This is a genomic window from Thermostichus sp. OS-CIW-30 (assembly GCF_054060215.1).
In genome coordinates this window covers 58537-70331 of the sequence record NZ_JBSSCZ010000018.1, presented here as the reverse complement: position 1 = coordinate 70331, position 11795 = coordinate 58537, and the positions used below count along the sequence as shown (strand labels likewise).

The 11795-nt window shown below is 57.9% G+C and carries 9 protein-coding genes; 7 read left to right on the top strand and 2 right to left on the bottom strand.

The genetic code is table 11. The annotated features are described in order from the left end of the window. Positions 1–208 precede the first annotated feature (208 nt). The gene (locus tag ACVWZF_RS09145; protein ID WP_011433000.1) at positions 209–1510 is read right to left on the bottom strand and encodes a bifunctional folylpolyglutamate synthase/dihydrofolate synthase; all 1302 of its coding nucleotides are present in this window, start codon (positions 1508–1510) and stop codon (positions 209–211) included. Positions 1511–1586: 76 nt separating this feature from the next. Next, positions 1587–3167, bottom strand: coding sequence for a phosphoglycerate dehydrogenase (gene serA / locus ACVWZF_RS09140; protein WP_011433001.1), 1581 nt, complete (start codon positions 3165–3167; stop codon positions 1587–1589). Between the two features lie 233 nt (positions 3168–3400). On the opposite strand from serA, the gene ACVWZF_RS09135 reads away from it, so the two are divergent. From ACVWZF_RS09135 to accC, 7 genes are all read left to right on the top strand, one after another. Continuing rightward, positions 3401–4612, top strand: a complete 1212-nt coding sequence (locus ACVWZF_RS09135) for an acetate kinase (RefSeq protein ID WP_011433002.1) — start codon at positions 3401–3403, stop codon at positions 4610–4612. A gap of 118 nt (positions 4613–4730) precedes the next feature. Beyond that, positions 4731–5195, top strand: a complete 465-nt coding sequence (locus ACVWZF_RS09130; protein WP_011433003.1) for a hypothetical protein — start codon at positions 4731–4733, stop codon at positions 5193–5195. Positions 5196–5724: 529 nt separating this feature from the next. Further along, on the top strand, positions 5725–6267 hold the full coding sequence (locus ACVWZF_RS09125; protein WP_011433004.1) for an FHA domain-containing protein: 543 nt from the start codon (positions 5725–5727) through the stop codon (positions 6265–6267). Positions 6268–6455: 188 nt separating this feature from the next. Then, entirely contained in the window at positions 6456–8477 is a 2022-nt protein-coding gene (locus ACVWZF_RS09120) for an FHA domain-containing protein (protein ID WP_414382798.1), read from the top strand. Between the two features lie 294 nt (positions 8478–8771). After that, on the top strand, positions 8772–9188 hold the full coding sequence (locus ACVWZF_RS09115; RefSeq protein WP_457411302.1) for a hypothetical protein: 417 nt from the start codon (positions 8772–8774) through the stop codon (positions 9186–9188). A gap of 105 nt (positions 9189–9293) precedes the next feature. After that, the gene (gene ispE, locus ACVWZF_RS09110) at positions 9294–10229 is read left to right on the top strand and encodes a 4-(cytidine 5'-diphospho)-2-C-methyl-D-erythritol kinase (protein ID WP_457411298.1); all 936 of its coding nucleotides are present in this window, start codon (positions 9294–9296) and stop codon (positions 10227–10229) included. A 154-nt stretch (positions 10230–10383) separates the two neighbouring features. Beyond that, positions 10384–11739: an acetyl-CoA carboxylase biotin carboxylase subunit gene (accC, locus tag ACVWZF_RS09105; RefSeq protein ID WP_011433007.1), complete on the top strand. Its 1356-nt coding sequence runs from the start codon at positions 10384–10386 to the stop codon at positions 11737–11739. The last annotated feature ends 56 nt before the right edge of the window (positions 11740–11795 follow it).

Here is an 11795-nt window from a genome sequence, read left to right as displayed (position 1 = left end):
GAACTCGGACGTGAAACGCATCAGCGGCGAACCTACTGGCAGGGCGACCTGCTGGCAACCTAGCTCGGTGCCAGGCCCACCACCCTAACCCAATCGGTAGGGGAGTATCTTGATCAAGTGATAGTGGTTGAGAGCTAGTTTTTGTTCATAGCTCCTCTCTCTTTATAAGAGAGGAGCTCAGGTTTTGCATAAGGTTTCACCTGTCAGTTCAACAGGCTAGATCCCATCCCAAACATTCCTGCATCACCTGGCCCAATAGGTACAGGGATCCGCAGATTACAGCTGGTAGCTCAGTGAGGTTTTTCGGCTTGAGCAACTGAGCCCGAAGAGCGGAGAGATTGGGCAGTTCCCGTGCCGAGGCGAGATGAGGCTGCAGAGTCTGGGCTAGCTGAGCAAGTTGCTCGGGATCCGTCCCAGAGTGGCCGGCAATTGGCAGGGCAAAAAAGCAATCTCCCGGCCGCAGCAGGGTGCTGAGAATGCCCTGGACATCTTTGGTGGTGAGGATGCCCACATACCAGGTGAGGGGGCCGGGTTGATGCTCATCCAGATAGCGACGGAGAGCCTGGGCAGCGGGCAAGTTGTGGGCTCCGTCCATCAGCAACTGACGGGATCCAATCTGCACCCGCTGTAAGCGCCCCGGCCAACGGGTGATGGCAAATCCTTTTTCGACAGCGGCATCCGCGATCCGCCAGCCCTGTTGCTGTAGGGTTTCCACAACGGCAAGGGCTACTGCTGCATTGGTGAGTTGTACATCGCCGCTGAGGGGCAAGGTGAGGAGCTGCCCTCGCCAGTGGACGGTTTGAGGCTCTGACCATTGTAGAGGGTCGACCACCCTCAGGGGGCTTCGCAATTGCTCTGCCTTGGCTCGGATAACTGCTGTGACCTCTGGGGTTTGGGGTGCGCACACTGCCGGGATCCCTGGCTTGAGAATGCCCGCCTTTTCAGAGGCAATTTGGGGAAGGCTGTTGCCCAAGCGCTGCCAATGATCCCAGCCGATGGAGGTGATGGCCGTCACCACCGGCTCGATCCCAGCATTGGTAGCATCCAGCCGCCCCCCCAGGCCCACTTCTATCACTGCCACATCCACCTTTTGCCGGCGGAAGTACAGCCAAGCGGCAGCGGTGATAACCTCAAACTGGGTGGGAGAAGCCTCGTCAGGGGCATAGGTTTGTAGGCAGTCTCGCACCTGGGCCAGCGCTTGGCTCCAGTCGTTGGCGGAAATGTATTCCCCGTTCAGCCAAATCCGTTCCCGCCAGTCCACCAAATGGGGAGAGGTGTAGCGGCCCACACGATAGCCTGCCGCCCACAACACGTGGCTGACCCAGGCACAGACAGATCCTTTGCCGTTGGTGCCGGCTACGTGGATGGCCGGGATCCCAGCTTGGGGCTGTCCTAGACGCTGCAGCAAGACTTGCATGCGTTCCAGACTGAGATCCACACCAAAATGGCCCAGGGACTCCAGAAAGGCCGGCCAATCCCAGTCTGGGATCTGGGACAGGGTTAGGGACAAGTTGCTCTGGTTCAAGCAAAGACTCCGTCTTGCCAGGGTAGGTGAGATTTGGGATTTTTTCTAGGGATCAACAATTCTAGAGGTTCACTACAAAAGCGTCACGGATGCCCGGCTGCTTGAGCACCTCTTCCAGGATCCCATCCGGCAGGGGATCGTCCAAGCTGAGCACCATGACTGCATCGCCGCGGATGATCTTGCGCCCCACCTGCATGCTGGCGATGTTGACATTGTAGGCTCCCAGCAAGGTGCCAATCCGTCCGATGATTCCCGGCATATCCCGGTGCAGGGTCATCAGCATGTTGGCGGAAGGGGGCACATTCACCGGGAACTCGTCGATCTGGGTAATCCGCACCTCTCGCTCCCCAATCAACGCCCCCGAAACCGAGCGGATCCCATTGGGGCCGTGGGCAATCAACGTCAGGGATCCGGAATAATCTTTCAAAGAGGGATCTCGAGTTTCCACCACCCGAATGCCCCGTTCTTTGGCCTCGATGGAGGCGTTGACGTAGTTGACCCGCTCCCGCAGCGCCAGCGTCAAAAGCCCTTTGAGAGCGGCAATGACGATCGGCTGCCCATCTTTTTCCGCCAGATCTCCCTGCAGGCGGATCTCCAACTGGTTGACGCGATCCCCCGCCAATTGGCCAACCAAGTTGCCTAGGGTTTCGGCCAAGTCCAGGTAGGGTCTGAGGTTTTGCAGCACCTCTGCCTGTAGGCCGGGGATGTTCACGGCAGAGCGGGCCGGCAGCCCCAGCAACACATCGCGGATCTGCTCGGCCACATCAATGGCCACATTCACTTGGGCTTCTTCGGTGGAGGCCCCCAAGTGGGGAGTGAGCAGGACTTCTTTGCCCAGGGAAAACAGCGGGGAGTCCTTCAGGGGCTCATTGGCAAATACATCCAAAGCCGCTCCGGCAATTTGGCCGGATTTCAGGGCTTCGTACAGGGCTTGTTCATCCACCAAACCGCCGCGGGCGCAGTTGATCAGGCGAGCGGTCGGCTTCATCATGCGAAAGGTTTCGGCGTTGAACAGGTTGGTGGTTTCAGGGGTTTTGGGAATGTGCAAGGTGATGTAGTCGGATTCCTGGACCAAAGTTGTGAAGTCCACCAGGCGTACCCCCAGTTGCTCGGCCCGCTCCACGGATAGATAGGGGTCATAGGCCAGCAGCTTCATCCCCATCGCCTTGGCAATCTGGGCCACATGGGATCCAATCCGACCCAATCCGACAATCCCCAGCGTTTTTTTGTAGACTTCTACGCCGACAAACTCTTGCCGATTCCACAGGCCCGACTTCAGAGAGGCATTGGCATCGGGTATGTGGCGGGAGAGGGCCATCATCAAGGCAATGGCGTGCTCGGCAGCGGCAATGGTGTTGCCCTCTGGGGAGTTGACCACCAGGATCCCGGCTTTGGTTGCGGCAGGCACATCGATGTTATCGACACCAACGCCCGCCCGCCCGATGATTTTTAAGTTCGTCCCCGCCTCGATTACCTCTCGGGTAACCCGTGTACCGGAGCGCACCATGATGGCATCGTAGTTGGGGATGACCGCGATCAACTGCTCTGGGGTGAGCTGGGTTTGCACATCCACCTGAGCGACTTGGGAGAGAATGTCGATCCCCGCCTGATCGATGGGATCTGTGACGATGACTCTGGGCATAAGCAGCGTTAGTCCAGTGGGATGGAGGGCAACAGAAGTAGGGGAACAGATTACCCAAAAAATTGGGTCTAAAGCTCCGTCCTACCGCTACGCAGTTCGCCTTGGCCTCAGGAAGCTGCAGGAGGGCTTTAATGCTATGGTCATCCTTAGCGGCAGGGTAGTCAACCGCTCTGTTCAAGCAAGCGGGCTATAGGCCTTAAGCCCAGCAGTGCGAAGGCCAACGAAGACACGCTGTGAATATTCTGGTCGTCAATGCCGGTTCCAGCAGCCTCAAATCCTCCCTATTTCTGACGGTTGAGGGAAGGGTGGAGGCCACGCCCATCTGGCAAGCCCAGGTGGATTTCACCTACAAGCCGGGGGAGGCCCTCATCCAGACTCGTCGGCGAGGCGGTGGGTGGGAACCTTTTCCCTCCGCTTCACCTGAGGGAGGGATCGGCCAACTGGCCCCGCTGTTTCAAAGCCTCTGGCAAGGGGAGGGATCCCTGCTCCCGCAGGCGGCTGAGATCGGCGGCGTCGGCCATCGGGTGGTGCATGGGGGATCCCTGTACCGGCAGCCCACCTTAATTACGCCAGAGGTGGAGAGGGCGATTGAGCAATTGATCCCCTTGGCCCCAGCCCACAACCCTGCTGCGCTGGCTGGCATCCGTCTGCTAAGGCAACTGTTGCCGGGGATCCCTCAGGTGGCCGTTTTCGACACCGCCTTCCACCAGCAAATGCCTCTGGCCGCAGCCCTTTACCCCCTTCCCTACGCTTGGGCTGAACAAGGGATCCGCCGCTACGGGTTTCATGGCATCAACCACGAGCATTGCGCCCGTCGCGCTGCCGAGATCTTGAACCGACCCCTGGAGGAGTTGCGGCTGATCACTTGTCACCTGGGCAACGGCTGCTCGTTGGCGGCCATTCGCGGGGGCAGAAGTGTGGACACCACCATGGGCTACACCCCCCTGGAGGGCTTGATGATGGGATCCCGGTCGGGGTCGGTGGATCCGGGCATTTTGATCCATCAGTTGCGCCAGGGCATGAGCGTGGATGAACTGGATCGGATCTTGAACCGAGAATCGGGGTTGAAGGGCGTTTCCGGCCTGAGCAGCGATATGCGGGTTGTGTTGGAGGCAATGGAGGCAGGCCATGCCCGGGCGGAGCTGGCTTTTGAGCTGTTTGTTCACCGTCTGCGCAGCCAGATTGGGGCGATGCTCATGAGCTTAGATCGGCTGGATGCGCTGGTGTTCTCTGGGGGGATTGGGGAAAACTCGGCGCCGGTGCGGGCAGCAGCCTGTGCAGATCTGGGTTTTTTGGGGATCCAGATCGACCCGGTTTTGAATGCCGGATCCCCCCGCAACTGCGATATCAGCACTTCGGATGCTCCGGTGCGGGTTCTGGTGATCTCAGCCCAAGAGGACTGGGCCATTGCCACAGCTTGCCAAAACCTTTTGCAAGGGGAATAGACGAAGGATTCCAGGCTGCTTCTCGCCAGGTTCTCTCCTTTCCGCCCGCTGGCTTGGTGGAGACAAACTCTAGACAATAAGCTCAAAAAAAGAAGACCTTTTGGAGTGGAGGAAAACCATGCAGCGAAGGCATGAACGGATCCCATTGCTGGTGCTGCTGAGCAGTGTTCTGGTGGGGTGTGGGGGCACGACCGGCAGCAGCGATCTTCTGCCCCTGCCGCCTCCCATACCTGCTCCATCCCTCACCATTACTGATCTCTCTCCGCGCACCGTCTCGGTGGGGCAAACTCCAACCTTTGTGGTGTCTTTCCGGGTAGAAGCCCCTGCCGGGATCCGGGGTTCCAACGCCTTTTTGGCTTCCGTCACCACCCCACTCGGCAATTTCGTAACTCTGGGAGCTTTTGATGCCGCTCAGTTGCCCGGCTGCTTCGTTGGGGCGACCACCTGCACCGTTACAGGGCTGACCCTGACCCAGAATCGCTTTACCCTCACTCAAACGGGATCCCATCAGCTCACCATCAGTGTGTTCGATCGGCAGGAGCGGCTGGGCAGCGGCAGTTTCACATTTACCGGAGTGCTTTGAAAACGGTTTGGATAAAGACACAGAGGATACTAGTCTTGCAGGATCCCCAGAAACTCAAAACTCACTCTAGGCCCTATCTCTCAGGTGGATTTCTGAGGCTTCCGGCCAAGGGATCAGGCCACCTCGGTCAAACTTGAACGGCCTCGCCGTTCCTGAGGAGATCGAGTTTTGTTGCTTCAAATCGGGTGGGGATAAAGTCGAGTATGTAGTCACTCTAAACATCATGGTCTAAACATCATGAATGAAACCTTTCCGTCTGGTTCTCCTCTCCCTCTGGAAGAGGAGCTGAGGGTGGTCGCGGAAGCGGCGCGGAGCGTTTGGGCACGGTCTCCAGCAGGAATGTAACTCGGAGATCCCAACTCAGGTGATCCGGATCAGCGCAAGCCTTTGGTCAGGGGAGTAGGTTATAGTTATCCAAAAAGATAACAATTTTGACGAAAAAGACATCTTCTGCTTTCCCCAAGCTGACCTTTCGATATGCTGAAGCCGATCTAGGGAATGGAGGCGCTGAACTGTGGAGAATGGGATCGTGTGTCAACTCACTTTAGAATGGACCGAGGCCGACCGGCGCCGATCGCAAACGGTTTCGCCTGTTCCCTCCAAGCTGGTTACCATTGGACGGGATCCCAGCTGTGATGTGGTGCTCAATGACCCAACTCGCTCGGTCTCAGGAGTTCACGCCGGGCTTTATTTTGATCCCAAAACCTTAAACTTTCACATTCGCAACTTAACTCGGGATCGTTTGCCTCCTAAGCAGCCCAACCCCGTCTGGGTGAATGGCCGAAAAATAATTCAGGAAGAGCTTGCGCTTGAGGCCAATAGCCAAATTCAATTGGGGCGCGTTGTGCTGAGGGTGAAGTCCATAGAAGTTGCCAGGAAGAATCAGGGGGTTCCCCTCAGCCGCGGCACTTTGGACGCCCTCAAGGTTAAGTGCAGCCGCCTGGAAAACCCTCACTACCTACCCCCGGAATATCAGGGCCAGAATTGTCCCTACTGTGGGCATTTGGTTTTGAGCGCTACCTTGGTGATCCCTCCTCCAGAAGCTGGCAAAGCCCCACAACCTCCTCTCTAGAGGACCAACCCTTTCTATTCTTCTTAATTCTTCTTACAGATCCCAGTGGCTGATCCAAGTCCGTGGGGGATAGAAAAAAGGGATCCCGGGCAAACCAAAAGTGACCTGTGAGGTCGCGCTGTTCTGTGTTTTCTCAATGGCCTCTTCATGATCTTTGTACATGATCTTTGTAAAGGTGAGCAGAAGCTATGCAAATTCAACTGAGCTGGGAAGATCCCATCACCGAAGAACAGCAGGAGCTGATTTTTCCATTGCCTCTTGCCTTGGGCAGGGAGCTGGCCCAATTGCCACAGGAATGGCAAGGTCGAGAAGTGGCGCGGGCTGTGTTTGCCAGCCAGGAGATCTCCCGTTATCACGCCCTCGTCTATCTCGGTGAGGATGGCCAGGTCATCTATGAAGATCGCAGTGCCAACGGCAGCCGCATCAATGGGGAAAAAATCCGTCAGGCACGCCGGGTGCTCCAGGGGGGAGAAGTGGTGGAGCTTGGCCCCTACAGCATCACCGTGGGTTTGGTGTCCCCCAGGGATCCCAATGCCACCCTTCTGACCGCCACCCCTACTCTTTTGCTGGAGCCGCGCACCGAACTGATTCGCCCGGCCACCCAACCCGACACCGCATTTGAGGTTCCCCCGGCTTCCACGGTGGTTTTTGCCCCAGAGCAGCTTCCCGAGGTGCGGCCTGGCTCGGATTTTCCGCCGCCGGATTTGTTTCGAGCTGAGCAAATTGCCCTGAGCGCCCTCAAAGCCACCGGACTACCTGTGGAAGAGACCCTCTATTTGGCCTTGGGCGGCGGTATCGGCAGCTTTGTCTGGGTGGATACCCTGCGCATCTACGGGGTCAGACCGGAACACATCCGCGTCATCAGCATTGCCCGCAAACCCTACGAACGGTATGAACGGCTTTTGACCAACTGCCAGATCCCCCGCTGGAAGCGAATTCGCTCTGGCTCCGATTCTTGTCCAGACAACATTTGGGGCTGGCCTGGCTATGCTCTGCGGGATGCTTGGCGTTCCTTTTTCTCCGGCCGATTGTTGGAAGCATTCGGCTTTTTGTGGCAGGTATTTAGTGAGCCCTTGTTGGCAGATACCTATACGCCGCGGGCGGGGGATGTATTTGCCTCAATGGATCGGGAGGCAGCCCGAATTGGTTGGGAGCAAATGTTGTGTTACGGCCATATTCGCGCCATTCGCAAAACGGAGGATGGGCGATATGTGGTGGCCTATTCGGCAACGCGGCCCGGCCATACGGATCACCGTTTTATGGTGGCCAAGTATCTCCATTTGGCAACTGGATATCCGGCCATCAAGTTGCTCAACGACCTGCAGGAGTTTCGCGAAAAAACAGGAGATTTGAGATCGGTGGTACACGGCTATGAGCCTCATGATCACGTTTATGAGCAGTTGGAGAAACAAGGTGGCACCGTCCTAATTCGGGGATTTGGGATCGTCGCCTCTCAGGTGATGGAACGCCTTTACGAAGCCCGCAAAGTCAACCCCCGCATCTCGGTGGTGCATCTGAGCCGTGCGCCCAAAAGCGGTAATCGCTTCGGACGAGCCAAACGGGCAGTGGATAACCATTGGGAGTTTCAGCCCTTCAACTGGCCCAAGGGCACTTGGGGAGGAGTTCTGCGTGCCAAATTGGAAGCGGCGACCCCCCTGGAACGGCGCGAACTGCTGGAAGCTTGGGGCGGCACCACGACAGCAAGTCGGCGGAAATGGCGGCGGATCGTGCGGCAAGGGTTGCGAGAGGGCTGGTACTCGATTGTGTTCGGCAAGGTGGAGTCGGTGGTTCCCGGCGACAAGGGTAAGCCGGTAACCTACATTCGAGGTACCCACAACAACACGCAATTAAAGGTGGAGGCCGATTTCGTTATCGACTGTACGGGTTTGGTTTCGGATCCCATGACCAATCCTCTCCTCAACGACCTGATTACCCACTACAACCTGCCCCTCAATCCTCATGGGCGCTTGCATGTCTCCAACGACTTTGAGCTGGTGGAGATGCGCAACCGGGATGGGCGAATGTACGCCGCTGGGATCATCACCTTGGGCGGGCCCTATGCGCCGGTGGATACGTTTTTGGGTTTACAGTACTGTGCCCATCGCTCGGTGGAACACCTGGCTCGACTGCGGGCACCGGGGGTCAAAGGCTTAGAAGGGATCCGATCCCTGTGGCAATGGTGCAAGTGGGCCCTAAACATCAGCCCCTAGCTTGCCGACATTGGGCAACGCTTCTGGATTTTGTGAGATGTTTTTGGTTATCAACGCTGTCCCACACGTAAAACATTGGCGGCACACCATGGCCATTCCCCATCGCGCTAGCCTCATGAAAGTGGCGTTGCGCTGAGCCCTAACTCTTCTCTACCAAAGGGAGAACGGATGGGGGTGAAGGCCAGAAGATTCTCTCAAACAGACCGGGAGCGAAATAGATCCTGATGATCTCGATAGGCAAAACTGCTGGAGGAAAAGATGACTCCGACCCTGATTGGCCGCTGGTAAACTCGCATTTTCTTATTGGCCACCGTTGGTGTTTTGGCAAGTTTACCCTTTTATTTTGGGATCACTGGACATGGCGGCAGCCTCACCTATTTTTGGGTGCTGTTCTACGTAGGTCTGTTTGGCTGTGTTTGGGATGTCGTTTATAACTATCTGATGGGGTGGATGTGGGATCACGATTGGCCTGGGATCCTTCAGCTTTTGGCCGGCATTTGGGAAGGGCTTTTTTTGGGTACAGTCTTGAAGGTGGTGGGTCTTCCTTATATCCCAACCCAACGGTTTGATTTGGGAGATTTTATTCTCCACTACAGTGTGGTCTGGGTTTGCCTTTACCTCAGCGCTTGGGTGGTGATGCGCATTTTGTTTCCCCGCTGGCGCTTTCGCGGTGGAGAGTGGCTGGGGCCATGGCCTCGCTCTGGCAGCTAGAGAGGGGATCCACTGCCGCTAGAATCAGGCTGGGAGATCTCCCCGGATAAGTCTGTACAGGCTGAGGGGAGTTGAAAAGTTGTTGCTGACCCAGATTTTTGCCCCATGCAAGCCTGTACCCTGATTGCCCGCGCCAAGATCAACCTCTACCTGGAAATCCTCGGATCCCGTCCTGACGGGTATTCAGAGGTGGCGATGGTGTTGCAGAGCATTCATTTGGCGGATCGACTGCAGTTGAAGAGCCGTCCTCACGGGATCCACCTCACCTGCGATCGCCCAGAAGTGCCTGCAGATGCCCGCAACCTTGCCTATCAAGCCGCTGAGCTGCTGCAAAAAGAGTGTCACTCTGCCGCTGGCGTGGAGATTCACATCGAAAAGCACATTCCGGTGGCAGCAGGTTTGGCGGGGGGCTCGGCTGATGCGGCGGCGGTTTTGGTGGGGTTAAACCAACTGTGGGGGCTGGGCCTGACGGTGGGAGAGTTGCAGAGTTTGGCAGCCCGCTTGGGATCCGACATTCCCTTCTGTATCCAGGGGGGAACGCAACTGGCCACTGGGCGCGGGGAAGTTTTGGAGCCACTGGCCGATTGGGAAGGGATCCCTGTGCTGCTGGCCAAGCCCAAGCACCTGGGGGTTTCGACTGCCTGGGCCTATCAAGCCTTTCGTTCTCGCCGGGAGATCTTGGGAGCGACTGCCCCATCTGAACCCGCGCTGCCCACCTTGCCGCAGGCGTTGGCGGCTCTCAGCCGTCAGGATCCGCCGGCGTTAGCCAGGAGTTTGCGCAATGACTTGGAACAGGTGGTTTTGCCGGAGTACGCGATTGTAGGGGAACTGCGCCAAGCTCTTCTCTCGGCGGGGGCACTGGGATCCCTGATGTCGGGGTCGGGGCCAACGGTCTTCGGAATCATGCCCAGCCTGGAGCTGGCCGCCCAAGCGCGCGACACCCTGCGTCGCCAGTTTCAAGATGTGGAGTTTTGGGTGACGCAGTTTGCCCCCACCGGGATTCTGCTGCAGCCGGATCCCTGTAGCCTCAGCCCCAGCTAGGTTGTCGGCTGGATTGGCCGGATGCGGGATCCCCACCAGCCTTCTCTATTCTTCCCTCTGGTTGGCATAGTAGGATGAGCACCTAAACTTAACCTTGCGTTCACAGACTGCTGGCTTTAGCGGTCAAGTTATCTCTCTGCTCTGAACCTCCCTCATGCCGCCCATCACCAAGATCCTGATCGCCAACCGGGGTGAGATTGCCCTGCGCATCATCCGCACCTGTCAGGAAATGGGGATCCGAACGGTGGCCGTTTACTCCACTGCGGATCAGAACTCCCTGCACGTCCAACTGGCGGACGAGGCTGTTTGCGTAGGAGATGCCCCGGTGGCCAAAAGCTACCTCAACATTCCCAACATCATCTCGGCAGCCCTCACCCGCGGGGCCACTGCCATTCATCCGGGCTATGGGTTCTTGGCGGAGAATGCCAAATTTGCCGAGATGTGTGCCGACCACAACTTGATCTTCATCGGCCCCTCGCCAGAGGCGATGCGCAAGATGGGCGACAAGGCCACGGCCCGCGAGACCATGCAAGCGGTGGGGGTGCCGACGGTGCCGGGCAGCCGCGGGTTGATCACCTCTGAGGAGGAGGCAGTGAAGCTGGCGGAGAAAATCGGCTACCCCGTGATCATCAAAGCCACCGCCGGTGGCGGGGGGCGGGGTATGCGGGTGGCGCGGGATGCCCAGGAGCTGCTGAAGATGCTGCGCACCGCTCAGGGGGAAGCCCAAGCAGCCTTTGGCAACGGCGGGGTTTACTTGGAGAAGTTCATCGAGCGCCCCCGTCATGTGGAGTTTCAGATCTTGGCGGATAGCCAGGGCAATGTGGTGCATCTGTACGAGCGGGATTGCTCCATTCAACGGCGGCATCAAAAGCTGTTGGAAGAGGCCCCCAGCCCGGCTTTGACTGCAAGCTTGCGCGCCCGCATGGGAGCAGCGGCGGTGAAAGCGGCCAAGGTGGTGAATTACGTGGGAGCGGGCACGGTGGAGTTTTTGCTGGACAAAAATGGCCAGTTCTACTTCATCGAGATGAACACCCGCATCCAGGTGGAGCACCCGGTTACCGAGATGGTGACAGGGCTGGATCTGATTGCCGAGCAGATTCGCATTGCCCAAGGTCAACCCCTCACCTTTCGCCAGAAGGATGTGGAGTTGCGGGGCCATGCTATCGAATGCCGCATCAACGCCGAGGATCCCAAGCAGCAGTTTCGGCCTTGCGCTGGCACGATCAGCGCCTATTTGCCCCCTGGGGGGCCGGGGGTGCGCATGGATTCCCACATCTACACCGACTACACCATTCCCCCCTACTACGATTCGCTGTTGGGCAAGCTGATCGTCTGGGGGCCTAACCGGGCGGCAGCCATCCGCCGCATGCAGCGGGCTTTGGGGGAATGTGCCATCACCGGGGTGCCCACCACGATCCCTTTCCACCAGCAGATCCTGCGCCACGAGGCTTTTTTGCGGGGCGAGGTGTACACGGATTTCATCACCCAACACCTGCTGCCCGGCCAGTAGCCATCGACTCTCAGGTCGGGATCCCTCTCTGGACAGCAGCTGGCCACAAGTTGAGG

Excerpts from the sequence above, each read along its gene's own strand:
- ispE (WP_457411298.1), top strand. The coding sequence starts at position 9,294 with ATGCAAGCCTGTACCCTGATTGCCCGCGCCAAGATCAACCTCTACCTG.
- serA (WP_011433001.1), bottom strand. The coding sequence starts at position 3,167 with ATGCCCAGAGTCATCGTCACAGATCCCATCGATCAGGCGGGGATCGAC.
- accC (WP_011433007.1), top strand. The coding sequence starts at position 10,384 with ATGCCGCCCATCACCAAGATCCTGATCGCCAACCGGGGTGAGATTGCC.
- ACVWZF_RS09120 (WP_414382798.1), top strand. The coding sequence starts at position 6,456 with ATGCAAATTCAACTGAGCTGGGAAGATCCCATCACCGAAGAACAGCAG.
- ACVWZF_RS09130 (WP_011433003.1), top strand. The coding sequence starts at position 4,731 with ATGCAGCGAAGGCATGAACGGATCCCATTGCTGGTGCTGCTGAGCAGT.